General features: G+C 59.8%; 26 protein-coding genes. All 26 read right to left on the bottom strand.

Annotated elements, in window-relative coordinates; genetic code table 11:
- Window positions 1–42: 42 nt before the first annotated feature.
- The 26 genes from M0808_RS23585 to M0808_RS23460 all read right to left on the bottom strand — a co-directional run bounded on the left by M0808_RS23585 (window position 43) and on the right by M0808_RS23460 (window position 24,857).
- Window positions 43–2,688 (bottom strand): tail fiber domain-containing protein, encoded by a 2,646-nt coding sequence (locus M0808_RS23585; protein WP_247842595.1) that lies wholly within the window; start codon window positions 2,686–2,688, stop codon window positions 43–45.
- Between the two features lie 68 nt (window positions 2,689–2,756).
- A complete protein-coding gene (locus M0808_RS23580; protein WP_247842594.1) occupies window positions 2,757–5,306 on the bottom strand; it encodes a hypothetical protein in 2,550 nt (849 codons plus the stop codon).
- Entirely contained in the window at window positions 5,306–7,078 is a 1,773-nt protein-coding gene (locus M0808_RS23575) for a hypothetical protein (RefSeq protein ID WP_247842593.1), read from the bottom strand. The genes M0808_RS23580 and M0808_RS23575 overlap by 1 nt, the downstream gene beginning before the upstream one ends.
- Window positions 7,075–9,168: a hypothetical protein gene (locus M0808_RS23570; RefSeq protein ID WP_247842592.1), complete on the bottom strand. Its 2,094-nt coding sequence runs from the start codon at window positions 9,166–9,168 to the stop codon at window positions 7,075–7,077. The genes M0808_RS23575 and M0808_RS23570 overlap by 4 nt, the downstream gene beginning before the upstream one ends.
- Window positions 9,168–9,629, bottom strand: coding sequence for a hypothetical protein (locus tag M0808_RS23565; RefSeq protein WP_247842591.1), 462 nt, complete (start codon window positions 9,627–9,629; stop codon window positions 9,168–9,170). Before M0808_RS23565 ends, M0808_RS23570 begins: the two co-directional genes overlap by 1 nt.
- 11 nt (window positions 9,630–9,640) lie before the next feature.
- Window positions 9,641–10,108, bottom strand: a complete 468-nt coding sequence (locus tag M0808_RS23560) for a hypothetical protein (protein WP_247842590.1) — start codon at window positions 10,106–10,108, stop codon at window positions 9,641–9,643.
- Window positions 10,095–12,440, bottom strand: a complete 2,346-nt coding sequence (locus M0808_RS23555) for a hypothetical protein (RefSeq protein WP_247842589.1) — start codon at window positions 12,438–12,440, stop codon at window positions 10,095–10,097. The genes M0808_RS23560 and M0808_RS23555 overlap by 14 nt, the downstream gene beginning before the upstream one ends.
- Window positions 12,437–13,036 carry a hypothetical protein gene (locus tag M0808_RS23550; RefSeq protein ID WP_247842588.1) on the bottom strand — a complete coding sequence of 200 codons (600 nt, stop codon included), beginning with the start codon at window positions 13,034–13,036 and terminating at the stop codon, window positions 12,437–12,439. Before M0808_RS23550 ends, M0808_RS23555 begins: the two co-directional genes overlap by 4 nt.
- 59 nt (window positions 13,037–13,095) lie before the next feature.
- Window positions 13,096–13,476 carry a hypothetical protein gene (locus M0808_RS23545; RefSeq protein WP_247842587.1) on the bottom strand — a complete coding sequence of 127 codons (381 nt, stop codon included), beginning with the start codon at window positions 13,474–13,476 and terminating at the stop codon, window positions 13,096–13,098.
- Window positions 13,477–13,486: 10 nt separating this feature from the next.
- Window positions 13,487–13,927, bottom strand: a complete 441-nt coding sequence (locus M0808_RS23540; RefSeq protein WP_247842586.1) for a Bbp16 family capsid cement protein — start codon at window positions 13,925–13,927, stop codon at window positions 13,487–13,489.
- A gap of 35 nt (window positions 13,928–13,962) precedes the next feature.
- A complete protein-coding gene (locus tag M0808_RS23535) occupies window positions 13,963–14,955 on the bottom strand; it encodes a major capsid protein (RefSeq protein ID WP_247842585.1) in 993 nt (330 codons plus the stop codon).
- A gap of 18 nt (window positions 14,956–14,973) precedes the next feature.
- Window positions 14,974–15,708: a hypothetical protein gene (locus M0808_RS23530; protein WP_247842584.1), complete on the bottom strand. Its 735-nt coding sequence runs from the start codon at window positions 15,706–15,708 to the stop codon at window positions 14,974–14,976.
- Entirely contained in the window at window positions 15,705–16,022 is a 318-nt protein-coding gene (locus M0808_RS23525; protein ID WP_247842583.1) for a hypothetical protein, read from the bottom strand. The genes M0808_RS23530 and M0808_RS23525 overlap by 4 nt, the downstream gene beginning before the upstream one ends.
- Window positions 16,022–17,716 (bottom strand): portal protein, encoded by a 1,695-nt coding sequence (locus M0808_RS23520; protein ID WP_247842582.1) that lies wholly within the window; start codon window positions 17,714–17,716, stop codon window positions 16,022–16,024. Before M0808_RS23520 ends, M0808_RS23525 begins: the two co-directional genes overlap by 1 nt.
- A 1-nt stretch (window position 17,717) precedes the next feature.
- On the bottom strand, window positions 17,718–18,065 hold the full coding sequence (locus tag M0808_RS23515; RefSeq protein ID WP_247842581.1) for a hypothetical protein: 348 nt from the start codon (window positions 18,063–18,065) through the stop codon (window positions 17,718–17,720).
- Between the two features lie 2 nt (window positions 18,066–18,067).
- Window positions 18,068–19,582, bottom strand: a complete 1,515-nt coding sequence (locus tag M0808_RS23510) for a terminase (protein WP_247842580.1) — start codon at window positions 19,580–19,582, stop codon at window positions 18,068–18,070.
- Entirely contained in the window at window positions 19,554–20,093 is a 540-nt protein-coding gene (locus M0808_RS23505) for a terminase small subunit (protein WP_247842579.1), read from the bottom strand. The genes M0808_RS23510 and M0808_RS23505 overlap by 29 nt, the downstream gene beginning before the upstream one ends.
- A gap of 3 nt (window positions 20,094–20,096) precedes the next feature.
- Entirely contained in the window at window positions 20,097–20,552 is a 456-nt protein-coding gene (locus M0808_RS23500) for a lysis system i-spanin subunit Rz (RefSeq protein ID WP_247842578.1), read from the bottom strand.
- A gap of 12 nt (window positions 20,553–20,564) precedes the next feature.
- On the bottom strand, window positions 20,565–20,918 hold the full coding sequence (locus tag M0808_RS23495) for a hypothetical protein (protein ID WP_247842577.1): 354 nt from the start codon (window positions 20,916–20,918) through the stop codon (window positions 20,565–20,567).
- A complete protein-coding gene (locus tag M0808_RS23490) occupies window positions 20,911–21,321 on the bottom strand; it encodes a Gp49 family protein (RefSeq protein WP_247842576.1) in 411 nt (136 codons plus the stop codon). Before M0808_RS23490 ends, M0808_RS23495 begins: the two co-directional genes overlap by 8 nt.
- A gap of 25 nt (window positions 21,322–21,346) precedes the next feature.
- The gene (locus M0808_RS23485) at window positions 21,347–21,934 is read right to left on the bottom strand and encodes a glycoside hydrolase family 19 protein (RefSeq protein WP_247842607.1); all 588 of its coding nucleotides are present in this window, start codon (window positions 21,932–21,934) and stop codon (window positions 21,347–21,349) included.
- 32 nt (window positions 21,935–21,966) lie between these two features.
- On the bottom strand, window positions 21,967–22,251 hold the full coding sequence (locus M0808_RS23480; RefSeq protein ID WP_247842575.1) for a phage holin family protein: 285 nt from the start codon (window positions 22,249–22,251) through the stop codon (window positions 21,967–21,969).
- On the bottom strand, window positions 22,244–22,639 hold the full coding sequence (locus M0808_RS23475; protein ID WP_247842606.1) for a putative holin: 396 nt from the start codon (window positions 22,637–22,639) through the stop codon (window positions 22,244–22,246). Before M0808_RS23475 ends, M0808_RS23480 begins: the two co-directional genes overlap by 8 nt.
- Before the next feature lie 150 nt (window positions 22,640–22,789).
- On the bottom strand, window positions 22,790–23,671 hold the full coding sequence (locus M0808_RS23470) for a hypothetical protein (protein WP_247842574.1): 882 nt from the start codon (window positions 23,669–23,671) through the stop codon (window positions 22,790–22,792).
- Between the two features lie 135 nt (window positions 23,672–23,806).
- Window positions 23,807–24,268 carry a RusA family crossover junction endodeoxyribonuclease gene (locus tag M0808_RS23465; protein ID WP_247842573.1) on the bottom strand — a complete coding sequence of 154 codons (462 nt, stop codon included), beginning with the start codon at window positions 24,266–24,268 and terminating at the stop codon, window positions 23,807–23,809.
- Complete coding sequence (locus tag M0808_RS23460) at window positions 24,261–24,857, bottom strand: replication protein P (protein WP_247842572.1); 597 nt, start codon at window positions 24,855–24,857, stop codon at window positions 24,261–24,263. The genes M0808_RS23465 and M0808_RS23460 overlap by 8 nt, the downstream gene beginning before the upstream one ends.
- Window positions 24,858–24,891: the final 34 nt, after the last annotated feature.

Genomic DNA, 24,891 nt, shown 5'->3' with positions numbered 1-24,891 from the left:
AACAGCCTCTGACTTTGGGATTGGCAGATTATGCCACGCAGATCATGCAGGATCATCGAATCTTGCAATAAGCTTCTGTACCAACGTTTCCAGTGCAATCACCTTGTCATCCACCTGGGTGATTGCCTTTACAGCTGGCGCCATGAACTCATCAATCCGCAAACCTTGAAGCCCATCATCGCCCACGACGTGACCGCCAAAGTCTGTGCCTGCCGCGTCTGCAGCTTTCTTTACGCGTCCCGCCTCAAAACCAAAATGCAAGCGCACGCCCGGGATATCGTCATACACAGTCTTCATTATCGGGCGCTTTACCTGCTGAGTCCTTGGCACTCTCACTGCCGGCAAAGGATTGCCACTTGCGTCAACGATATTTTCTACAAGGTCAAATACCTGCTTTTTCTCGATCACATCTTCGTACTCAACCACCAAGACATTTGCCCCTTCAACTACCTTGAGACTTCTTTTTTCTTGTTGAGTTGTTACATCTTCATACACTGGTTCATCAATAGTTTCATACCCGTCGACTACTTCGCGGGCTACCTTGCCACCGCTGATGAATCTGTAGGAGACCGGACGAAGACTTCTAATGAAATCAAGACCAAGAACCGAGTCCTCGATATCCGTTTTCAGACGTTCATCGGAAGTTTGTATCGTTCCGTTTGCTGCCCACACCGACGCGAACCTGGCACCCGACTGACCGAGGGTGTAGACGTTATCGCCGGCCGGTCCAATCACCCCGGCGACGGTGAGTTTCATTACTGGGTTGTTTAAGCCTACCCCAACGTTTCCACCGCGAGGATTCAAGCAGATATCGTAGGGGCTATTCGCGAAGTCTCGTCCCTGCAAGTAACCGCCCTGGGTGCCGTTCGAAAAATTACCAAGTTCGAGACCGCGAATATCCGCGTTATTCCAAACGGTGGAGATGCGTGCTGATTCGTTGTAGAGCGATGACCCCAATGGTTCGCTACGGACAGTCAGCACATCAAGCATCGCGCTCGGGGAAAAGACGGAAGAGCTGCTAATACCGAACCGACCTTCCGGCGAGATGATCGCCACCGGGCGAGGGGTGAACGGGGCTGTATGTCCGTTGTAAAACCTGATGGGATAGTCTTCACCGCTGCCAGATCCGCCTCCGCGAATCTCGTACTCACCAGTCGCCTTGGCGGAAATGGTCAGGTTCTCTTCGTTGTGCCCAAAGGTTTTTTGAATTCGGATCGTTGAGATTTGGGCGTTGATATCCAGCTCGTAATCAAAGGTGGCCTGTGAAAGGTTGCCAGTAGCACTAGACAGAGTCATCTCGTCGCCGCTAACGAACGCACTGATGGAGACCGCTGTGCCATTGATTCGGAACTGATACCCGGGGTAGGTGATGAAGGGTACAAACGGTTGACCAGATATCCGCTTGATCGTTGTCCCGGTGACAGAGCACGTTCCGGTACCGGTGGTGCGAACATAGTGAAATGCCGACTCCGATGCAGCAACAAAGGTAACCGCCGACCCGTTCAGATTCTTGAGTTTTAGTCGGTTGGCGCTTATGAAGGAATCAACCAGAAAGGTTTGACGCATAAAGTAGAACGGCCTGCTGACCCAGGACGCATCGAACAGTGTGCCATCTGTCCTGTCCACGAAACCGCCGCCAATAACCGATACGGCACGGCCTTGCCCAGACGCCCCGTAAATAACGACTTCCGTTGGGTTGTAGTTAATCGAGGTTTGGGCGCGCAGCCAGTTGGCGTGGCCGTCGTTCGCCAAGAAGGTCCCCTGCCCACCCTCGTCAATGGCACCACCGCCGACCAGCAAGCCACCACCATTGATGTTCGAACCAAACGCGTGTCGCGTGATCCCGTAGCGCGCACCGAACGCATCATAAATAACGATATTGGCCCTGATCTTTCCGGGCCCTATGAAGTCAGCACCCGCCGCGCAAAGAAAGGTAACCGTACGGCCGGCCGCAACGACGTCAGTCGCCAGGAAGTAAGTTCCTACGGGAACAAGCACGAAGCCGCTTTTTCCTGGCGCAGTTGCATTGTTTGCCAATTGGAAGACCGCAGTATCGCTTGAGACACCGCTACCAACGACACCAAAGTCTTTGACAGAAACAATGTCGCGCATCTTGTCCTGGAAGGTTCGTTGAATCGCGCCGGTAGCTGCCTGAATGAACCAGCCAAACCCACCAACGACGCCAGCTACCGCCTGCTCCGCATAAGCCCGGGCAGTTCTGCTGTTGACTGCGTCGGTGGGCGCAACGGCGTCTGCCAGGTTCGAGATGTTCCGATTCTCTGCGTCGTAATAGTCGCGGCCGAATGGCCTGACCAATGCCCGCAAAAGATTCCCCCAACCCTGCTGAATAAGCATCGTCAGCCTGTCGAAAACATCTTCGTGCGTTTCGGCAAGGAACTTGCCCTGGTTGCGCAGCGATGTCAGCTGATATGGGTCCATCTCGCGCGAAACGGAAAGCTTCCCCAGACCAGCCAGTACGGTAGTGGTCGTGATGCTTCCACCTTTGTCCTCGCCGGCTCCGGATACTGTGTAGTTCGTCCCGAGGGTGAGGACGGATGCTACGCCCTGAGGGTCGACGTAAGTAACAACCAGATCACTGTCCGCCAAGAACTTGAAGTAGAACGGGAACACAGTGGCAACCCCGTTGGTATCAAACTCCGCCGCGCTATTGATTGTGTTGACGGTCACTGTTGTGACTCCTTTTCTATGGACGAAAAAAAGCCCGCACATGGCGGGCTCAATGGGGTGCGACGCGTTTAGCGGGCAATGCCCAGCGGGTCGGAATAGCTTTGCGAAGGCCTGGCCAGGAACTGCTGGCCGTTTTCTTTTTGAATGCGTTGCTCGGTTCGCCGCAGTGATCCGGGGTTCATAGCCTCCTGAACCGAGTAGAGAAACAGGTGATCCATCGCGATCCGCGTGTAGAACAAGTTCAGGAAAGGTGTGTTGCCCAGCGCCAACCGAAAGGCTGACGAGCTAGCGTCATCCCCTGATCGCACCTTGCTCCACAGATCTACAGCACTGGCGGCAGTACCCAGCGTTGGTCCAGCCAGCGTCTCCAGTGGCTTGTTGCCGAAGCGGCTGACCTCTCCAAACATGAAGTCGCCGAAGATCCCGAAGCCGCCGCCCTGCACCATTGCAGCAACCCATGTCTTTGGATCATCAACCGGGCGAGGCTCCCGCCCCTTCGCAATATCCTTCGATGCCATCGACAGATAACCGAACGCAGTTGTCCACAACAGCAGCTGGGCGATTCCAAGCTTTTCCCCGTTGCCGTTGCGCAGTGCTGCAATCAAGTCCTTGCTGCCCCGATACCCCTCACCCAGTGGCGTCGGCGCGTATCCGCGGCCGTATAGTTCACGGCCGAGCGTCTTCTGCATGTACGCGGCCGGGAAGCTTTTGAACTGCGTCAGGAATCGGTTGAGGTCACCCATCATCGTGCCCGGGCGCGTGCCCTGGTTCATGATCGATCGAGTGCGCGCGTCAGGCTCAAGCACCGCATAGCTGACACGGTCATTGACGTAACCGCGCAGACTGCGTTCCAGCCCTTCGCGTGTTTCGCGGATTGCCGAGTCGGACACCTTCCGTCCCTGCTCGGTCAGATAGGCGCTGATTTTATCGGCAGGAATATCAGCGATGCCGTCAGGGGTGAGATAGTCGCGCCCGTCCGCCATCTTGGTATCCATGCCGCGCAACAGATCCCACTTGCCGGCATCGATGTCATATAAGGAGAGCGTGCGACGCAAGCCGGCGTCCATGCTGGCCATGGATCGGCCTTTGTTCTGTGCCAAGTTGTGGGACATCATCAGCCCCGCGCTGGCCTTGTTGGCGTCCGTCCACCACGACAGGCCGTTCAGCTTGAAAAACAACGACATCCCGCGCGACATCTTGCCGCCCACCGAGTCATCGGCGGAGAACCGGCGCATGATCTCGCCACGCATCGAGTCGGCATAGACGCCAAAGCTCGATAGGATTTCTCGCTGCTCAAGACTGCCTTTGCCCTTCACCAGGCCGGCGGTCATTTCCCCCAGTGAGCCGAGGAAGTTCTTGCCCTGGTAACGCATTTCGCTGGCGGCTACTGGCAGGTCAGTGAAGCTGGAGAGCAGCGCGCCGCCGAGTTTGGACAGCGACTGCCAAGCCCGCACGTTCGCAGCGATACGCGCCTGCGTGGCGTTGCCGGGAATACGTGTTTGTCCACTTACCTCAGCAAAGCGGTTCTTGATCATCGTTTCCCGGGCGGTGTTGAAGTTGGCCAGCGCCGCCGGATCGCCTGACTTGCGCACGTCCTCAGCGATGATGTCCATCGCCATGTTCAGGTTTGCTTCTGGGTTGGTGCCCAGTTTGCGCATCAGTGCGGTGTTCTGTCCGGACAGGTCAAGCCCGCGCAGCACCGCCTCCCGCAGGTTACCGGTGCCGTAGAGCTGATTGTATTCGTGCCAGGCTACGCCATCCTTGAAATGCAGAACCCGCTCCTGGCTCATTTTCTTGGCGATGTTGGCCGGCCCACGAAAGCCATTCGGTTTGGCCTCAGTCGAGGATTTGAGGTGGTCGCCGGTGACAAGCCCGTCGTACACACCATGCAGAAAGCTTTTTTCATTGGTGATGCCGTCGAAAGTCTTCGGGTCGAGCCTTGGCAGAATGTCGGCCGCCCACTTGTCGAAGCCGGCTGAGCCTATCTTCTCGCTGTCATGGCTCTGGCGTGCGATGTAGCCCGGCAGCTTGCCGATGCTTGCGCCCGCCTGGTTCGCGTCAAGACGGGATGCTTCCTGGTATTTCTCAATGATGCGGGCGATATCGACAACCTGGTCATTCAACTTTGAGGTGTCCATGTCATTGCCGATCTTCCACAAGGCGTCGGCGATATCGACGTCAGAGCTTCCTTTCGCCAGTAGCGCGGTCAGTTCTTTGGCTTCGAGGTCGTGGATCAGCCCGCCGATGTAAGCGTCACCGAGTGACTTCTGTTCAGCTGCGACAGAAAGCCGGGATCCCTGCCGCGCGAGGTTGGTACCGACCAATAACGATTCAATGCCGAGGTCGGGGCGGTCGGCGAAGTTGCCGCGAACGAACGCAACAATCTCGCCACGGCGGCGTAAGTTGATCAGCGCGTTGCGCCGTTCGATCAGAGCAGCATGCCGCGCCTGCTTGCCCAGCTCGTCAGCGGCTTTCAACGTCGCCTGTTCCATGCCCAGAGCGCCTTCCCTTGCCATTATTTCCTTGGTGCGACCCCGGAGCAGTTCAAAGATCTCCGCGAGTTCCAGGTCTTCAAGGTCGCCGGCGGCGGCGCGTACAGCATCAATACAGGGATTCATTATTGTCCGTTCCTTATGTCGCACACGGCGGCTGCGCGGTATGCCTTCGAATAGCTTTCAGCTCGTTGCGCTTGTGCAGCCACGGCTTCGGCTTCCTCACGGCTGGCGGCCATTACTGCCGCTCGATCCGCTTCAGGCATTTGCTTGAGCATTTCATTGACTAGCGCTTCGTCCTCGTCGAAAGCCTTCTGCGCTGCGTCCAGCTCATCGATGTCCGCAGTCTTTCCGCCGGTGTCGACGCGCAGGCTCTCGGCCTGGCCCTCTGGATCTACCCGGCGCGCAACAGGTCGCTTGAAATGCTCCATCGCTTCGGTGGACTTGGTTGACGACTCAAGGTCGAACAGTGCGTTGACGTCGATATCGCGACCGGTAACGGCCTGTGACACGGCGCTACGCAGTGCGCTGTCTCGTACCGTCCAGTCGGCGGAAGCGGCTGTTTCGCGCGCGGTGCGTATAGAGGTGCCCAGTGGACGAAGGGCGTAACCCTTCATGATTTGTTTTGCACGGGCCTCGATCTGAGGGCGCAAACGTTCCGGGATTTCGCCCCTCTCAATCAGGCCGAGGTCGCGCCGATCAAACTCGCCAGCACGGTTACGCTCGAGCTGGGTATTGATCTCAGCCTGACGCGCACCGATCTGCTCGCGCTGGGCGTCAATTGTGTCGCGCGCCGCACGCTCAGCCTGTTTGCGGGTCATGCGCTCGCCTTGGTATTGCTTCGCCAGATCCTTGAACATTCCGTCCAGATTCATCGCCTGCTGTGTCAATGACAGCCTTTCGGCATGCAGGTCGGCCACATTGCCCACGCGTTCGCCGGTCAGCGTCGGACGGATCTCGTCGAGCGCCTGCACCTGGGCATTCCGGTAGAGCGTGGCGCTGTCCTCCTCCAAGTGCCGGCTGAGCGAAGCGCGCAACGCCGTTTCCGGATCCTGATCAAACACCTTGGCAAAGTCGGCAGGCTGGCCCCGTTCCCGCAGGGAAAGGCCTTGAGGTGTTTGAGTTTCAGCTATTTTCGGCGCCGTCTCGCTCCCAGTGGTTTCGGTCGCAAGCCGTCGGCGGAGCGCATCTGATGCTGCGCCGCCAACCGTATGGAGCCCGCCACCCAGCACGCCGCCCAGCGCAATGTTGGCCAGCGAATCGGATAGGCCGTATTCGGTCTGATCGAGGCCGGCGGCGAGCAGTGGCAGTGGCTCAATAATCGCGGCACCGACAGCGCCCTCAACGGCGCCGACGCCCGCACGAACGCCTGCGCGCCCTAGCGGACTGGCTGCACGCCCGAGCATTGCCGCATACCGAGCCTCACCAACCACAGGCACAAAGGCTGATGCAATGTTCAGCGGATCAAGCAGCGAGGCAGCAAGTCCGGCAGCAATTTGCGTTCCAAAGGATCCGCCATTGGCACGGGCCAGCACCTGCTGGCGAGCAGCCTGCTCACGGTGCCGATCAATCAGGATGTCGAGAGCGCCCTGCCGAATACCCTGATCAGGGATCTTGATATCTAGCCCCATGCCGGCGACTCGATCGCGCGCGGCCTGAGCATCAAGCATCGGTGTATCAGGCTCATTGCGTGGCGGTACCAGAATAGATTCGGTGTCGCCCGTCAGGCGCAAACCTTCCTGAGCCTGCGTCAGCTCTTCGCTGCGCATGATTGAGTTCGACGGGTTAGTCGTCAGTGCCGAACCGAACGAGGCGTCGAATACCTCGCCAGATCCGGCGGGGATATCCAGCATCGTGCGCCGATCAAGTACCGGCGCGTCACCTGCAAAAATCGTCATGGCATGATCACCGACGGCGCGACACGGTACTTGCCAGCCTCCTGCAAACCTTGCTGCTGGAGTTCAGACCAGGTGCGAACGATGGGTTTACCGTCCTTGCCCCGGACGCGGTAGCCGTTGAGGGTGAGCGACAGACCGCTCTCGTCATTGGTCGGAACCCATTGTCCGCTGGACAGCAACGCGTCGTGTAGCTGACTGGCGTTTTGCTCGGCAGTGACGCCCTTGAACCCAAGCAGCGGCATGAGTTCATCGGGTTTAATGCTGCTCAACGCTTTCTCTGCACCGCGGCTGACGGCGGTGGTATCCAGCGTTTTCGGTACGCGGTAGGTGCCGAAGAAGTCATATTTCTCGTTGACCATGCCGTCGACGACCTTCTGCGCCGCATCCTTCGGGCTCTCACCCTGCAGCACGTAGGAGGTTGCGGTGCGCACGGCTGCTTTGTACATGGTACTGAACGTGCTAATCCCGCCGGCCTGGCCCTGAAGAGATTCGGCGAACGGCAGCATGGCCTGTTGAACGCTCTGGCCGATTTCGTCCTGCTGGCCTTTCTGCAAGCCTGCGCTCAGCTCTTTGTCTTTCAGCGGGGCCACGGAAGCCATACGCTCAGCGATGTCCTTTGGCAGCCCGGTGGCGATCACTTGAGCCTCGGCCGGAAGCTTGTTGCCGACCTGTTGCAGCACGGCCGAGAAGTTCGGCCCCCACAACTGAGCCTGCTGCTCGATGAGCGTTGCTGCGTTTTCGCCGCCATTCACTTGCTGGTTGAACTGTGCTGCGAACTGGTCGGCAGCTGCATCCGGCAACAGCTTCGGCTGCGCAACACCGAGGCGCTGCTGCTCTGCAAGGGTCGTGGTCGCGTAAACCTGATATGCCTCTGGCGTGCCCTCCTGCTGAGCATTGGCGAAGGCACGCTGCACTACCGGGCTGTACTTGGTGACGTACGCGGCCGGGTCGGTTTGCTGCTGTTTCAGTAGGCCAACGCCCACAGACGTCAGATGCTGGTAGAGCTGGGAATCCTCCTTGAATCCCTCGCCGGCGGTACCGTCCTTTGCCGGCTGGAATTTGCTTAAGATTTCCTGACGCTCTTCGGGGGTGGCCGTTGCGAACTCACGGATCGCCGGCGCAACAGCCTGGATCTTGACGAAGGATTTGTACTGATCATCAGCCTTATCACCGTAGGCGGCCTTGAAGTCTGCATAGCTCGGTGGATTATCGAAGTCCAAGCCCTGCGAATAAGCGGCGCTGGCATCCTGCACGCGGCCGCTCAGCTCCATACGGCTGATCGCTTGCATTTGCCGAGCTTCCACCTGGCGCTGCCGGGCTTCAGCTTCAAGCCGGCGGAAACCCTGATCGATGCCGTTGCTGGCGCGGATCTGATCTTCGGCAGTCATCTGGTCCTTGTAGGACTCAAAATAACCTTTAGCCTTCTGCGGAGAGTCAACCAGCATGCGCTGGATTACCGCCGTCGACATGCCGCTGACTGTGCTGAGGCGTTCGGCCTGGGCGGCTTCTGGCGACAACCCGAGACGTTCGGCGCGACTGGCCAGCACTGCATCGATCTTCTCCCGGTAAGCGTCGACCTTCGCAGGATCCTGGTATTCAAGGGCAGCGCCCTGCATCGACGTCTCAAGCTGGCCTTTCTCGACTTCACCGTAATAGTTCTGGCGCTCGCCGTACTCGTAACGGTTCAGGTCGTTGGAAAGGGAATTGCGCCGACTGCTGACAATCTGCGCGTAACGAGCGCGCTGTGCGTCGGTGGTCAGATTCTTTGCGATCTCGGCTTGCGTCTGGTCGAACTGATCAAGCGTCTGGTTGGTGACGTCGAGAGCGTTCTTACCCTTGCGGGTGAAGACGCCCCCGTTCTCGTCATACATCGCCTTTTGCTGCCACTGCGTGAGCTGATTGTCGGCTTCCATCAGCATCGCGGTGTCTGCCTTCTCGCGCTCTTTGGCGACAAGGATTTCGGCGCCGCGCTGAAAGCTGCGCAGGCCGGCCTCGATTGCCGAATTGTCGGGCGCAACGGCGCGCAGCTCAGTCGCCCGGGTCGGCTGCTGCTGAACCTGAGCCGTGTCGAATGTCGGTACCCGAGCCATTACCTGCCCCCCGCGAATGATCCGAACGCGCTACCGAGACCGCCGAGAATAGAACCGGTGGCCTTGTTACCAGCGTTGGTGACGGTCTGCGCAGCGTTGGCGCGATCCTGCTGAGCCTGAATGCGGTAGCCGTAAGCTTCGCGCGCCGCGTTGTTCTGAATGGTCAGCGCATCCAGCTCACCGATCATCGCAGTGTCGTCTTGAAGCTGCGCGGCGCTGCCGCTGTTCACGTCGATACCGTTTGCTGCCTGAACGGCACGCTGCGTCCCAAGCGCCTGGCCGGTACGCACGCGCTGCCAATCGGCTGACGTATCCCCGGCGGCGATGGTGTCATTAGCCGCCTGATCCTTGAGGGCGGCGTTTTGCTTGAACATGCCAGAGTTAAAGGCGCCCTCCTGCTTGGCGTTCTGCGCGCCCATCACACCGCCAGCCACGGCGATGGCCACCGGTATCAATGCCATCCAGCACATAATCAAATCTCTCTGTTCAGAGTGAACGGGTAAAAGGGGAAGCCGCGCGGACCATACGGAACCGCTGGGCCGAACTCGAAGCCGAGCCACTTCAGCCAGCGGATTGCGGCCGTGTTTCGGGCATCGACGTAGTTGATGAGGTGCCAGTGTCTGGTAAGCATTCCCTGCACCTCCGGCTTGCAGACCTTCAGGAATGCACGGGCATGTCGATCGACGTGGACGGTGCTGATCAGCCACGGCACGCCTACAGAACCGAGAATGCTGTAGGTCGCATCGCCGAACACCGCAACGATCAACCCGTTTACGACGATCTTGCGTGCGTTGAGGCTGCCGGTGATGGCTTCGCGCAGCGCCCTTTCCATGGGGATGCCCAGCGCCTCGGTAATCTCGTCGATATCTGCCTGGCGAACGATGGGCAGGATCTCGGCTACGTCATCAGACGTGACCGGTAAAACCTCAGCGGCCGCCAATAGTCACCTCCGGAATCACTGCCAAGACGGATAAAGGAAGCGGGTCGGACTGCCGGATGAACACACGTCCCTTGCCCTGCCAGTCGTTGGATATGGAGATTTCGGCCTGACCGGTAATGGTGTCGAGCGGCTGCTCGTAGGTTTCACGGCTGGTTTTCCTCTCGTAGAGCGAGTTTTTATCCTTGCCAGCGAATATGCCGCGAGACTCCTCGACGATCACGGTCAGGGCGGTGACCGCGATCTTCTTGTCGAGAACGGTCTCGTTTCCGTTCTTCAGTTCGAGGTCCAGCGTTTCCATGTCGGAGTGATACGGCAGGCCGATGTGCGCCACGCCTGCTGCCTCTTGCAGCACGACTGAGCCGCCTGCAACAACACGCTGCGGGTGCACGCTGCCATCGGCGAGAATCGAAACGGTTTTCCCTTCAAGGTGCGCCAAGCCCGAAATGGTCTTCGCCTGACGCGCCCAAGTGGATACGGCGACGTTACGCAGGACTTCCGGGCATATGATCAGCAGCTTTACCGTAACCACTGAAGTGCTGGTGTAACCGACCACTTCGACACGCACCGTCTCGGTGGTGGTGTCTTCATTGCTGTCGGTGATGGAACGCTTCAACGAATAGTGATTTCCGACACTGCCGACCGTGAATGGAGCATGACCAAGAGCAGTCATCGTCACGACTTCTGGATATTGCCAGTTGGTCCCACCAGAGAGAGTCAGGGTTTTGCTGCTGTCGGTGTTCCGGCCGTCATAGGTCAGGCCGCAATCAACGAAGAAAGCGTCTTCGATGTTGAGAATTTGGCGGGTGGCCATGCGCTCGACATAGCGCTTTTGCACACCGCTGATGGTTCGGCGCACCACCATATACAGCGCGTCTTCCTGGCCTTCTGGGATGCAGGCGATCGACTCAACAAAGCCGTCTGTATCGTGCCAGTGCCAGCCAACAAGCTGCTGCTCTGGCAGGTACGTGAGGCCGAGCAATACCCCGTCATCACGCACATACCAGACGATCGAGTCGGGAATCTTTTGATAGGCAACGCTGGTCAGCTCGTAACCGCGAAACAGATGGGCGCTGAAGATGGTGAGGTCATCGGCCGCAAACCCGTCGGAGTCGAGCGAGTAACCGAACGCGGAGACCCGGCTTCCGCGCGCTTGGACATACACGGCGCTGTTGCCAACAACAACTGGCGGAACAATCGCCGAACCGTCGTAGCCTTCCTGACTGGCCTGAATGGTCTTGGCCGTCAGCCCGGTATCGCCGCCGGAGAACGTCCATTCGCCGCCAGAGGTCAGTCCCAGCAGCTTGCGCAGGCCGAGCAGGTGGCGCATGCGGTTCACTTCACGGCTGGCAATGGTGAACGTGATCGCGTCATCGTCCTTATTCGGTACCGAAAAGCCGAAGTTTTTGAACAGACCAGTCTTTGACATCCAGACGGTTTGCGGATTGAGGTTGCTACCTGCGAACACCAGACGCTGCTGATAGTAGCCAACCGCGCCCGGGTAGTTGTTCACGCCCACGAACGGATCATTGCCATTAGGCGGCGTATCAGTCTTCACCGCGGTGATGTTGCGGTCAGTGAAGGTCAGCGCCGTGGCGCGGCCGATAAAGCCATAGATCCCAGCGCCAGCGTTGTCCTTGTAAACGATGTAATACGTTGCCCCTGGCACAGCCGGCCACACGACCGTTGCCGACGCGGTATCGGGAAAAACCGTCACGGTGTTGGATGTAACCGGCAATGATTCATCAATGCTGTTGCCGTCATCCAGAACCGCTGTGATCTGATAGCGCCAAACCTGCGTATTGGTCCCGGTGCCGGTAGCTGGGGTTGCTGTGGCCGATGCAGGTGCTGCGATGCGTGGTGCAAGGCTGATTTCTGAAGTGATCCAGTTGTCATGCGCCAAGCGGCCCAGCTCACGCGGCTTGTAGGACGGGTGCGCGAAGGTCATAAGGTCGGCGGACTGGGTGAAGTTCAACTGCTGCAGATCGAACTGCGTGTACGGCATCCCCACCTGGTACGGAAGGCCAACAAACGGGCCACCGCTGAACAGCACCTGGCCACCGTCTTTGATTACCCGCATTGCAAGGTCGCCGAACTGCAGGATGTAGGTCTGTTCGTCGTTGAACTGGAACGGGATCAGGCGGTTCAGCTTGGTGGAGTCAGCAACCTCGCACACGAACTTGGTGCCAGGGCGGTTACGAACACCGCCATATGGCATGACCATGAAGTTCCGGCAAAGCTTTAGCCCGGTGTAGTAGCGGGCGATATCGGTACGTGCGCTGGCAGAAGGCGACAGCTCGCCGGCGGCGAACGTTGGCTGCAATACGCTGGTCATCGGCGCACCGCCACGAACTCGGAGTCTGGCTCAGGGTCATCCTGCGACTCGTTGAAGGCAGAGGCCTCAGCCTTGGTCAGCGCAATCTGGTATTGCTGTGCCGCGAACTGTTGCAGATCCGACTTCGAACTCAGCGGCAGCGCCAGATCCATCGAGAGGCGCCAAGCCAGAGCATCGACGAACAGCGGATCAAAGAATGTGGAGTCCTCAACGCGGAAGGTGAAGCGCACGCCTGCCTCAGGCTGATCGGTGTTGATCGTACGGCCGCCGGCGTCATAGCCCACCTTGAACGGGATTTGCAGTTCGCTGGCCATCGGCCGGCGCTGACCTGGCTGAATGATCTCCTGGACCTTCAGGCAGTCAGACGGATAGCGATATCGGTAAGCCCAACCAGGCGCGGGACTGCCGATATCGGCAAGGTATACAACGGATTCCGCAAACGGCCATGGGAAATCGGAGAGCACCAGCTCACGCAGCGGGCCGTAAAAAACGCTACACAACTCCGCGGCCTTGCTCTTTTCGGTGAACGAAACGATAGGTTCGGTTTGCGCAACCCGCGACAGTGCGATGTTGCAGATCTCGATATCGCTTGGCATTCGGGAACCTCAGAAATAAGAAAGGGCCCCGAAGGGCCCTTAAGGGTTGCTGCTGTGGATCAGGCGTCAGGCAGTCCGTTGCTGTCGCCATCGTTGTCGCCAGTGCTGCCAGCGCCCTGCTGGTCCACTTCCTTGGCCGGGGCTTCCGTGCCCCCTATTTCACCGCCGGCATTCAGTCGATCAGCTTCCGCCTCGGCCTCAGCCTTATTACCAGTGAAGGTCCCAACCATTTGGCCGGCCGCGTCCTTGACGACGAACTTACCGGCAGCACCGCGAGCCGCCACGTAGCCCGTGTACTTCGGAACTTCCTTGGCCGGGGCTTCCGTGCCCTTGACCATCCATTGGTCACTGAAATGCTTTTTGTCTATCAGCTGGAACGTGTCGCCCGGATCCTTGATGGAGCCGCCATAGAATCCGCGTTCTTTCGCAGTAACTTGCATGATTTTCTCCTTACAGGATCACGGAGCCGCTGGCGTAGACAGCAGTGTCCTGCACATCCTTGACCAGACCAGCCCAAAAGGTGCCAGCGGTAAGTGGGCCAGTGCCGATGACATAGTTGACGCGCAGATAGCGGCGAACACCGCGAGGTACGGCAACCTGCACCGGACGCTTACCAACAGCGAGGTCGGACAAGGCCAAAGCGCCAGAATCGAACAAGGTGACCCAAGTGGAGTTGTCGTCACTGGTTTGAAGCTGGATGTTGGTGGTTGCTGCGCCAGCGGCCGCAGCGGCTACGAGAACGGCAACCACCAGATAAATTGGCTCGCCGGCGCCGATGTCTCGCCGGGTATTGCCGTGAGTAAGCGGTCCGAGATCAATGACATCAGTGGATGGTGCGGTTGCCGTCACAACCTGAGCGGCTGCGAAGGTATTCAGCTTGTCGGTGATCATGTTTCTGTCTCCAATGAGCCAGAGGACCAGCAGTCTTAGACTACTGGCGCCTCGGTGTTGAGAAGGGCATCGACAGTGCGGAAAGGCACGCCGCGCAAGCTGGTGCGGAACTCGCCATCGTATTCGTCGATTTTGAGCTGCACGTTTTTCTTGTTCATCGCCTGGATGTCGAGGCATTCGCGGATCGTGCGGTTCATGTAGAACGCGGCGCGGCCCATCTTCAGGTTCGGGATGCGGTGAGCGGCGCGGATCATGCTCTCGATCAGCTTCACCACAGAGCCATCGGTGTCGGCCAGCAGATCGGAAATATCGATATTGCAAATGCGAACTGCATAACGCCAGTCACGCAAAGCGACACCGTTGTCCCAGCCATAGTGGTCGCGGAAGGCGCGGAATTTCTTGCCAGTACCGTCGTCCACCAGCTCGATACCCATGTCTTGGTGGTCGAGACCAGCCTTGGAACCCTTCGGATAGATGCCGTGAACGGTTTGATCGCCCCAGACGACCAGCCAGATCGAGGCGTTGTCAGAGCCAGAGCCGCCCATCTTGATGATGTTCTGGCCGTTTTTCGCAGTGCTGTCGCTGTAGCGCGGCGCCAAGCCCAGGGGTTGCGACGGATTCAGTGCACTGTTGCTGTAGAACACGGCAGAAGCCATGGTCTGGTTCATGCCTTCGACAAACGCGGCGTTTTCGGAGAGCCGGAAAGCTGCGGTGTTGCCGTTAAGCATCGCCAGCTTTTCGTCCACGGTACCCAGCGCTTCGAGCATCGCGCAGGTTTCATCAACCTGTGCGGTGGTCGATTTTTCGGAAGGAATACCGGCGTTCAGTGCGCGCCATGCGCCGGTAGGCAAACCGGTACGCACCGTGGTGCGGTGGCCGGTAGGCAAGTTGCCTTCGATCCACAGCATGTCGGTAAGGATCTCGTTCGTTTGCGTGAGCATTTCAACAATGCGCGCTTGTTTCTGATCTGGGTCCTGACGCTTAGCCCAATCGGCGAGCGTCAAAGCCGTGGTGGCGATAGTTGCCATGTGCATATACTCCTTGGTTTAAGACTTGTTGCCGCCGTAGAAAACTTCTTCGTTCGACTTGCGGCCTGTTGTGGTTTGCCCGCCCGGCAAGACGAACTTGTCTTCCGAGATGGCCTGGCTGACGCGATGGCAGAACTTGAACAGGGCCGGGTGATTACCCAGTCCGGAGTTGTTGAGCAGATCCCGCAGACCGTCGTCGCCGAATGCCTGAATGACCTTGACGGCGCTCGCTACGCTCTTGTCGTAGTTCTCACCGCCCAGCTCTGGATCGTTTTTCACTGCCGTCGCCCACGCTTCTCCTTGCTTGGTGACAGCGGCCTGGTATTCCTCGGCTTGCTTGGCCGCCAACTTCGTCTGGAAGTCGACGATCTTCTGGGCCTTGTCCTGCGGCAGATTCAGTTCCTTGGCGAAGTCCTTGAACTCACCGAGGATTGCTGTATCCAGCTCCATGCCTTCCGGTAGGGTGAAGTCGGCGTAGGCTTCAGGCGCGCCCTGTGCCTTGTCAGCAGCCGCATCCTTGGGCTTACCGTCTTCTGGTTTTGCGGGATCACCTGGCTTTGCTGGGTCGCCACCTTCGGGTTTAGGGTCGGTGGTTGCCGGCGCTGCCGGTGGGGTCAACAGGGTGGAATCGGGAGCAGGCGCTGCTGCTGGAGCGGCCGCAGGCGCAGCAGGTGCGCCACCAGACGGTGCGCCTTCGGTTGGCGCTTCATTCATCAGGACGTGGCCCAGCAGTTTCATCATCAGGCGATTCAATTGGATTCATCCTCTACAGGCTTGGGGGCGTTCTCGGCGGCCATGACCGGGAACATCGCCGGACACAGGTCGTTGGTTTCGCCCAAAAGAAAAAGGCCAACATTTCGTTGGCCTTCGTTGAAGTTCATCACCCCGCCGTGGGGGTTGAATGAGGGTTGGAACACCTTGCAATGCCCCATCAGGCGCCACATGAAGCGCCGGCCGCGCGGGTCGCTCATCAGCCAGCGGAAGTCGGCGACCTCCTGCTGACGGACAGTTTCCTTTGCGGTTTCGTCCTGCTTGCGCAGTTCGTCGAGGTTTTCCAGATCGCTCATCAGACTGCCCCCGCCAACTGAGTCAGGGCGTTATTTCCGCTGGTGTCGGTCTTGCTGAGCATCTGCGCCCCCTGGATGACGCTGCCGAGCTGCTGCTGCATCTGCTCAGCCTGCTGAGCCTGGGCGCGCTGTTCGCGAATCGCTGCCACCTGATCATCGGCACGGACAAGGGTTGGCGGCACGCCGATCAGTTCGAAGTACTGCCGAATTGCCTCGTCGGAATCGAGCAGGTCAAGCGCGTTCAGGCTTTGGGTGGTGGTGGCCACCTGACCGGCGAAGCCAATGGCCCGCTCGATGCTGGAAACGCCGATCGCTTTCTGTGCCTGCGCAAGAATGCTGGTGAACTCGACGCGCAGATCGAGGCCGGCCAGCTCTTTCGGCGGTGGCGGAATCAGCGGTGCACCAGGCAAAAGGCCGGACCAGCGCGGAATCGACTGCTCCAGCATCTGGTTGAAGTACATATCGACCAGAGGATCAAGCAGGTCATCGGTCTGGCGCTCGAGCACGGGGCCGAGCATCAGCAGCTTTTCTTCCTTGCGGGTGGCGATCTCGTAAGCCGTCCGGACGCCGTCCATCTGGCTGACCATCAGGAACAGATCAACGAAAAACGCTGTGTCGATGATCTCGCTGTCGGCTTGGATTTCGCCGCGCAACTGGCCAAGCCATGCCGGGTTGACCATGTACAGCGGTTCGAACTTGGCGCCGACCTGCATATCGTTCAGGTATGTGATGCTCCCAGGAAGGATCGAGGCGCGCTGGTTCTTCAGGCTGGCAGGCGCACCCATCGGTGGGCGCACGCCTTTCTCCAGCAGCTCAGCCTTGCGGCGTTCCATGAGCTGCACGGCCTTCGTGGAACCGATGCACATTGAACCGGGGCCGGTGCCATAGACGTCTTCGCCGAGTACGTCCCAGCGCGGCGCCATGCAGGGGAACGTCTTGAACCCGGACTTGCGCAGAACGCTGTCCTTGTCGCTGCCCTTCTCCCAGTACACCGAGCGGAACGGCATGTTCTGGTTGTCCTGCTTGCCAGTCTCGCGGTTGTCGTTCGGCTCCAGTGCGTGCACGACATCTACCCAGGCTTCCGGGTTGCTATCCAGCAGCGTGCGTGCCGTAGGGCTCATATTCGATTTGCCGAACTGCTGCTCAAGCTGGCGCGCGGTCATGCGAAAGTCGCGGTAGAGCGTGTCCACCTGATTGCGACTGTTGTTGGCCAGCATGTAACTGCCCACGGCCAAAGGGTAGGAACGCAGCAGATCCTGCTCATCTGGCAGCACGATCATCGGAGCCGTGCCGAATACGCCTTCCTCGCTGTATCGGTTAGGTAGGACGCTGTATAGGTTCGACCGCGCCATCACCTCGCGCATGGCCTTCTCGACCGCGTAGAGCCATTCCTTGACCGGGGCGAACTCCATCATCTCCGGATCAGGCGTGCCGAACTTTACCCACGGTGCAGCCGGGTTCGTCATGCCGGTGTGCATTCCGGCGCCGAGAGTGCGAGTGGCAAATGACGCTTTCGGGTTGATGATTTTCTGATCGCGGCGCTTACCGTTGTTGGTGTCGGTGTTGTTCCAGCGCCCAGAGCGCGGGCTGATGAAGTCGCCCAACTCCTGCCACTCGGGCAGCCAGTTGCTCTCGCGCTCGCTCTTGAGGCGGGCGTAGCGCTTTTCGAGCGTGTCGCGCAGAGAGTCGGCCAACTTACACCCCCAACAGCGTTTTATTGCTGGTGTTGGCGCCGCCCAGAACACCCGACGAACCAGTCAGGATGGTGCCGTTTTGGCCGGACTGAGCCAGACGCCGGCGGCGTTCGGCATCGACAGCAGCCTGCACCGAATCGCTGCTGGTGGTCGGCGCGGTGGTGGTGGACGTTACTGACCCTGCGGCAGCTTCAGCCGCTGCCTTTTCGCGATCGGCCTTGCCGAGGAAACCGGTTTGCTCGCCAGTCAGGTTCGGCAGGCCAAGGCCTTCGAGGATTACGTCGCCGCCGCGCAATGGGTCCAGGTCAATCGCCTTGTTCACCAGATTCTTGATGCTTTTGCCACACATGATCATTTCTCCCCGTATGGGTCATATTCGGATTCCAGTCCGTTGCTGCTGCCGCCACTGGCGTATTCGTTGAATTGGCTTTTCATCACCGGCATTGCGAACGTCAGCGCCAGAGCATCAGCATCGTCCGGCGAGATGCCGAGGCGCTTCTTGATGGCGTCCTTCTTCTCCAGCGCGATCTGGTCCGTGCCGTTGTGCCCGTACATCGGCGACGTCAGTTCGGCTTCAAGCTCTGGGCAGGCATTGATGGCCAGGCCTGCGCGCAACGCCTCGCGCATCTGCCACCACATGTAAGTGCGCATGTTGGCGTAATGACGATCAGGTGCAGCGCTGGCGAAGTTCACGTCGAGGATCACCACACCTGGCATCAGTCGGCGCAGCTGATCGGCGACCGGTCCACCAACGCCGGTGGAGTCCACAAACACCGCGTCTGGTCGGTGATCCTGCACAGCGGTACAGACCTTCGCGATGAACAGCGTGGTGTCGCGGGTTTCACTGCCGGGAATCTTGATCGCCGGTATCGATCGAGTGTCGAGGCCCCGGCGAAACCGAATCACGTTGCTGTCCGCACCGCCACGGGCGATGTCGATGCCGCACACCAGGGCGTCGTCCAAGCCGAAAACCGGCTCGCGCTTCATGGCATCCGCTACCCAATCGGTCGGGATCAGTTGCAATTCGGAGGCCCTCGGGAACATGCCGCGCACGCGAATGCGGAAGAAGTCGCTGTCTTCGCCGTAGTCCTCTTGCCACTTGGCGAACTGGACCTTGTTGGTCCCGTCCACTGTTCGGCTATCGATCTGGCGAGGATTCCAGCGGTGCTTGTACTTCGAAAAACACTGCCGGAATCGGCCGGTGTTCTTGGTCGGGTTACCGAAGGCCACCCAAATAATTTCGGTGTTCTCGTCGGTCAGCGCGCCTTCGGCCACTTCCCACACCAGATCCGCAATAGCTGAAGCCTCGTCGAAGACCAGCAGCAGGCGCTTGCCTTCGTTGTGCAGGCCCGCGAACGCCTCGGTGTTGCTCTCCGACCAAGGCACGGCGTCGATGCGCCAGTTCTTTTCGTGCTCAGGGTCGTTGCTGATCAGTGCAGTCGCGGTCAGCCGGAACCAGTGGGAGGTGATTGAAAGCCGGTTCCACTTCGCCACCTCTGGCCAGGTCTTCGTGCGCAGCTGGTTCTCAGTGTTGGCCGTAACCACGCCACGGGTGTCGGGGGCTGTGTCGAGTGCCCACTTGATGATCCAGGACACCAGCGCTGATTTGCCGATGCCGTGGCCGCTAGCAACCGCTTCGTGGATGACCTCGCCCAGATCCTTGGCCCCGGCGCGGATCTTCTTGCCGATATCGTCGAGGACATCGATCTGCCACTTGCGGGGGCCGGTTTTGTTCGCGAGCTCGGTGCCCGGCTCACCCCAGGGGAATGCGTACCAGACATAGCCCAGCGGGTCGTCGGCGAATGAAAGTATGTCCTCGACCAGTTGTTGTTCGAGGTCAACCTCTGGCGCGGTCAAGGCGTTCACGTGCTTTTGCCATCCTCTGCGAGGTGGTGAGGTTGACGTCTACCGCCACCTGCTCACGGAAGGCATTGACGTTGACGTGCTTGCCGAGCAGCTCCAGGTTCTTCACCTTGTCCGGCCATTTGATTTTCTTCATCAGGCCCACGAGGTCGCGCTCCTTGCCGGCGCCTTCGAACATCTCGGCGATATCGAATCCGGACAGCGACTGGCGCCAGACCTTCGGCCACTTCGAAAGCGGCTTGATCGACAGGTCGTCGTCGAGGATGTCGAGCAGGTCCATCTGGTCGATCTCAGTCAGGCGGCTCAGCACGTAGTCAGCATCGATCTGCGTGCGCTTGTTGCGCGCCTCCATGGCTGCTTTGATCGCTGCTGCGATCTCTGGCCGCTCCATCAGCTGGTAGGCCTGATCCTTGGCGCGCTTCTTCGCATAACCCGCCCGAATGGCTGCCTGCGTAGCGTTGAGGTCAACCAGATACTCGATGACGAACGCCTGTTGCTTCGAAGTCAGGGCCATGAATCACCGCCCCTTTTGAGTGGTACCGCCCAGGCAGACGGTGTTGATGTAGTCCTGTGCCGCGCGCAGGGCTATCAGTCCTTGGTCGCCGTCGTCGGTGATGGCGACAATTCTTTCACCAGCCGCTGGGTCAAGTTCGGCTCTCGCTTCTGCATCACCCACGCCGGCGGCGCCGGTGGTGGTTCGGGTGGCGAGGACTGACAGCCGGCGTTGGCCAGTAGCGACAGCAGTACGAAGCTTGCGGTTATCGGCTTGCGCATCGGTCAGGGCCTTTGTGTGTTCGGTGTCGAGGTCAGCCAGTAGGCGCTGGGTGTTGCGGCGGGACTTGGCGGCCTTGGTCAGCGTGGTGACCTGATCGCGCGCGGTGGCCAGTTGATCGGCCTGGCGCTCGATGTGCTGCCAGCCGAACAGAATCGCTACCGCACACGCGGCGAGAGCAATGAGCAGGTAGCGATTCATGGCTGGCACCGGTCAGGCGAATGCGGCAATGCGCTGGCTGAGCACATCGAGGTAGACCGACATCGCATCAGCCTGAAGCTTAAGGCGCCCCTGCTCAGCGGCATCCAGCCCGGCGAACAGTGGCGTTTCGAAGAATCCGGATAGCTTGTCCAGACGATCAGCCAACTGCCCGCGCTCTGCAATCACGCGCTGTTGATGCTGGGGCAGATGACCAACATGCCCAATGGCGACGTTGGCCTCTTCGAACTGCGCCTTCGGACACCAGCTGGTGTAGCAGTCGCTGTATTTGACGGCATAGCCAGGCTGACCGTCCTTGTCTTGTGCCCAGGCCATGACGATCTTGGTACCTACATAGTGTTCAGTCATGACTGACACCCCCGTTCGCAACGCCTTGGTCTGGTAATGCCTGTTGAAACAGGCGCTCTTTCAGTTCGTAGCCCATCAGTGGCCAGATTTTCTGCTCGGCGTTCTGACGGGCGATCTTGCGACCGATCTCGGCGTTGAAGTTTTCAGGGCTGGCACAGGCGCTCTCTCCAGTGACGGTGAATCCGTTGCGCAGGATCAGGACGCAGAACGTCAGCAAATCCAACTGATCGGGAGGAGTGATGGTGCCGCCTTCCTCGACGGTGAGAGACCCTGCGCCTGCATAGCCGTCGCCGGCCGTGAAGTAGTGCACGCTGGCAATGTTCGCTTGCAGATCAGCCGGCGTAATGCGGGGAGCGGTCAGACCCTTCGCCTGAATTTCTTGCTCAATCGTTTTGTCGTTCACGGTGTATGCCTCTGGTGGGGGAATGTCAGGCCATCGCTTTCAGCGCGACCTGGTACAGCGCTTTGCGTTCTTCCGCACCGTTCGGCACACGTCCGCGCCGGCCGGTGTTGATCAGGCTGCCGATGTTCTGGTTGTCGCCGGCATCGGCCAATGCGTTCAAGTTCATGCTGTCCCAGTACCAGGCGGCGGACGTTGCGGCGTGCTGCGGGCGCTCCAGAAGTTCCGGATGCGTGATCAGGTCGAGCTGCAGCGCAGCGCCGCACGCGATGTAGTTGGTCTTCCCGGTGATCTGGATCAGGCCACGGCCGCGGAATTTCCAGCCGTCGCCCGGGGCGGTGTTGCCCATGCGGCCGCCGTAAGCAATGTTCGCGATGCGCTCGGGCTTGCGTGCGCACTCCGCTGCCAGATCCGCGTCAAACCGATCCTTCCACTGGATCATCAGGCCGGCGGCGCTGTAGTTCAGGTTCTCGACCATGCGGGTCAAGCGGACGCTTTCGTGTCCGACCTGCGCCAGAAATGCCGCGAGGCGCAGCGGCGTGGTGATCCGGAATCGCTCGCAAGCGTTGTTCAGCGGGTCAGCCCACAGGCGAGCGGTGGCGTCCTGGCAGCGCATGATTGCGGCCAGGTGGGATGGGGTGATTTTCATCAGTCCATTCTCAGGATGCGGGCGACGTTGCCGCCGGCGCGGTAGACAAGCACTGCCAGCACCAGCAGCACGATCAGGATGAACGGGGAAACGGCCGTGGTTGGCTTGGCCAGCAGGATGGCGAGCATCACCGACAGCCACTCACAGCCAGTTGCTGCGGCAAGGGCATAGGCGCACCACGACACGCCGGCGCGATACCGGGCGCCCTGGCGCTGATAGAACGCGATGCGAAAGCAAATCGCGCCACAGATCGCGGCTGCGGCCAAAGTCCATTGGTCAACCATTGCGGCTACCTCCGAATCTCTCGGCGACCCATTGCAGCCATCCGGGCATTTTGCCGCCCTCGATCCACTCCAGAAGACTGATACACACGGCCACGCAGAACAGCGCGCCGAAGAATGCGACCAGACCGGAAGTCCTGGCCCACTCACGGCCGATGACCTCGCTGGCCACGTAGTATCCCAGCACCCAGGACGCGATGAAGTAGCCGAACCGGGCCAGCGGCTTCAGGTCCTTGGCGAACACCACGAAGAACATGGCGCCGGCAAAGGCTCCCACAACGGCATTCACATCGACGCCCGGCATCATGCTCGCCGCCGTCACACCGGTAACTCCAGCCACGCCTGCAGCCGCCTGAGCGGCCAACACTGCACCGCTGCTTGGCTCTGCCATTTGCGTACCCCAGAAAACGAGAAAGCCCCGCACGACGGCGAGGCTCAAGATTGAATTTTTGGCAACAAAAAACCCGCTCAAGGCGGGTTTGTGAAATCGGTGCGTAACTTCGCAACGTGGGAAAAAGGTATCAAAACGCTCGCCATTTGGTCAAGCGACCCTTTTTGCGACGTCTCCAACGCGCTGGCGCTGGTTCCAGTATTCGCAGATCCGGTCGCTGTACCGCAGGTGCCGCGCCTGATTTTCGTGCGTGTCGCTTCCCCATTCGCGGCGGTATGCGGCGCCGTAGACGTTCATGCGGTGGAACCACCGACGCAACTGATCGACGTCCATGGCGTTCAGGCGATTGTGCAGCGCCTCGCGGGCAGATCCACGGCGCGCGGCGTACGCTTCAGCCCGCTGATCGGCGACATGCTCGCGGTCGTAGATATCCCACCGGCAGGTGCCGAAGACTTTGCGCTCAGCCATTCGCACGATAACCGCCGCAACAGGCTTCAGCGCTTTCGCGTCGAGCTGATCCACGGCGCGAGCGATGATTGCCCAGACCGGCGCCCAATCGCGCGCCCAATGGGATACAGCGAACTTTGTGCCGTACCAGTCCTGCACGAACTCAGCGACACGCCCGGGCCCCCAAGCCTCACGGCCATTCACGGCGGCCTGATGGCTCTTGATCGCCGCCAGCGCCATCCAGTAAGCCACCTCGCGGCGTTTTGCCGGGTAGCCGTCGAGGTCAACGGTCAGCCACACCAGCGCGTGCGCCACGTTGATGTCCTGGCCATTGGCGACAGGTGAGTACAGCGCGTGCCCGAAGTGCTGCAGCGGCTTGGGCAGCGTGCCGATGGCAGATTGCACAAGACCGGCGGCCAACATGTGGGCGCACCGGCCGTTGCTGTCGCGCATGGACGGCATGGTTTCACCGACCACGCGCCCCTTCTTCCCCAGCTTGATCCGCTCCTGAGCCGCTGCCAGCACCGAGTCACGGCTTTCGTGCAACGCTTCCCGCCAGGCTTGCCGCGCACTGATCAGTTTCATGGTTCTCCCCTTGTTGCGTAGTTCTGCGTAGTTCGGTGAATCACTGGCAAGCGGTCGGCAGACCGAGTGTGTAGAGCTTGAATGCGGCGAAGACCAGCACGGTCAACGCAGCGGCACCAGCGGCGAGTACGGTGTTCATGATGGCTTTCCCTCAAGCGGTACAACCCGGACCATCACGCCCGGGGTCTCGCCGAATTTTTTGGACATGGACACATTGGTGACCTGCACGTCGTCCTTGAAGACGATGCCGTTGATGCCGTCGCAGATCGCTTTCAGCACGTTGTCGATGTCGGGCTTTTTGGTGGGTTTCACGTCGCCGGCGAGCGCTTCGGCGCGCTTCTTCTTCGACCAGGACTGAGCAACGGACACGATGATTTTCAGCTCGACCATGACGGGGCCGGCGATCAGATCCCGGCCAGACATGGCAGTTGCTGCATGCTGACCGATCAAGGTCTCATACGCTTTTGTCTCAGCTGGCGTGTACAGCATGGGCACAGGCTTCTTGCCTGGCTTGGCGCCCAACATGCGAACCCGTGGCCTGCCCTTGCCCACGGCTTCGCCTGGTACCACGAACGCGACGGGATTCAGATCAGACATGTTCGTCTCTCCGGATCTTGAGCGTCGCCAGCAGCAGCGCACGGCAGGCCTTGGGGTCTTTGGGGATTTCGAGGACGTCGACGATGCGGTCGACCTCGTTACGGCTGTGCTCAAGCTGGACCTGCTGGCGCGGACGCATGCCGTCGTGACCCAAGCCTTTGGCGATACGCCCTTCAAGCGGCTGGCCGGTCTGGGCGCGGCGCATGACGATGGCGTAGTTGCGCTCGAAGCGCTGGAACAGGGCTTTGTCGCCGTGGGTGGCCGTTCGCAGGTCGAACGTGCTGGTGGCTTCGGCTGCGACCTTGACGGCCTTGTGGCTGTAGGTGCCGCGCAGGGCTTCATCCCACGCCTGCTGGGTGCTTGGCAGGTCGTTGACTTGCTTGCACAGGTCGAGGAAGTCGCTTGGCGATGGTGGGAATTTGCACTCCTGCACCATGCGATGCAGTCCGCGGTTCACGGCTTCATCGCCAAGTTCGTGAATCACAGACATCCACACGCGGCGGGCAAGCTGTTCGGCCTTGGTATCGCCGTAGTGTTTCTCGTACCAGGCCGGGTAGGCGGTCTTCAGCGTTGCGAAGATTCGGCGCACAGCGCTGCGCACCTGGTGCTCAAGCTGAGTGACG

The organism is Pseudomonas sp. MWU12-3103b (assembly GCF_023100615.1).
Lineage (GTDB): Bacteria > Pseudomonadota > Gammaproteobacteria > Pseudomonadales > Pseudomonadaceae > Aquipseudomonas > Aquipseudomonas putida_A.
The sequence above is the reverse complement of the archived record's forward strand: the minus strand, read 5'-3'. Positions and strand labels throughout refer to the sequence as shown.

What these genes read in the sequence shown, in the direction of transcription:
- M0808_RS23505 (WP_247842579.1), bottom strand. Translation starts at nt 20,093, where the DNA reads ATGGCCCTGACTTCGAAGCAACAGGCGTTCGTCATCGAGTATCTGGTT.
- M0808_RS23550 (WP_247842588.1), bottom strand. Translation starts at nt 13,036, where the DNA reads ATGCCAAGCGATATCGAGATCTGCAACATCGCACTGTCGCGGGTTGCG.
- M0808_RS23485 (WP_247842607.1), bottom strand. Translation starts at nt 21,934, where the DNA reads ATGCGCTGCCAGGACGCCACCGCTCGCCTGTGGGCTGACCCGCTGAAC.
- M0808_RS23465 (WP_247842573.1), bottom strand. Translation starts at nt 24,268, where the DNA reads ATGTCTGATCTGAATCCCGTCGCGTTCGTGGTACCAGGCGAAGCCGTG.
- M0808_RS23555 (WP_247842589.1), bottom strand. Translation starts at nt 12,440, where the DNA reads ATGACCAGCGTATTGCAGCCAACGTTCGCCGCCGGCGAGCTGTCGCCT.
- M0808_RS23475 (WP_247842606.1), bottom strand. Translation starts at nt 22,639, where the DNA reads ATGGCAGAGCCAAGCAGCGGTGCAGTGTTGGCCGCTCAGGCGGCTGCA.
- M0808_RS23580 (WP_247842594.1), bottom strand. Translation starts at nt 5,306, where the DNA reads ATGAATCCCTGTATTGATGCTGTACGCGCCGCCGCCGGCGACCTTGAA.
- M0808_RS23575 (WP_247842593.1), bottom strand. Translation starts at nt 7,078, where the DNA reads ATGACGATTTTTGCAGGTGACGCGCCGGTACTTGATCGGCGCACGATG.
- M0808_RS23500 (WP_247842578.1), bottom strand. Translation starts at nt 20,552, where the DNA reads ATGAATCGCTACCTGCTCATTGCTCTCGCCGCGTGTGCGGTAGCGATT.
- M0808_RS23535 (WP_247842585.1), bottom strand. Translation starts at nt 14,955, where the DNA reads ATGGCAACTATCGCCACCACGGCTTTGACGCTCGCCGATTGGGCTAAG.
- M0808_RS23525 (WP_247842583.1), bottom strand. Translation starts at nt 16,022, where the DNA reads ATGAGCGATCTGGAAAACCTCGACGAACTGCGCAAGCAGGACGAAACC.
- M0808_RS23545 (WP_247842587.1), bottom strand. Translation starts at nt 13,476, where the DNA reads ATGCAAGTTACTGCGAAAGAACGCGGATTCTATGGCGGCTCCATCAAG.
- M0808_RS23480 (WP_247842575.1), bottom strand. Translation starts at nt 22,251, where the DNA reads ATGGTTGACCAATGGACTTTGGCCGCAGCCGCGATCTGTGGCGCGATT.
- M0808_RS23495 (WP_247842577.1), bottom strand. Translation starts at nt 20,918, where the DNA reads ATGACTGAACACTATGTAGGTACCAAGATCGTCATGGCCTGGGCACAA.
- M0808_RS23570 (WP_247842592.1), bottom strand. Translation starts at nt 9,168, where the DNA reads ATGGCTCGGGTACCGACATTCGACACGGCTCAGGTTCAGCAGCAGCCG.
- M0808_RS23565 (WP_247842591.1), bottom strand. Translation starts at nt 9,629, where the DNA reads ATGGCATTGATACCGGTGGCCATCGCCGTGGCTGGCGGTGTGATGGGC.
- M0808_RS23540 (WP_247842586.1), bottom strand. Translation starts at nt 13,927, where the DNA reads ATGATCACCGACAAGCTGAATACCTTCGCAGCCGCTCAGGTTGTGACG.
- M0808_RS23515 (WP_247842581.1), bottom strand. Translation starts at nt 18,065, where the DNA reads ATGTGTGGCAAAAGCATCAAGAATCTGGTGAACAAGGCGATTGACCTG.
- M0808_RS23470 (WP_247842574.1), bottom strand. Translation starts at nt 23,671, where the DNA reads ATGAAACTGATCAGTGCGCGGCAAGCCTGGCGGGAAGCGTTGCACGAA.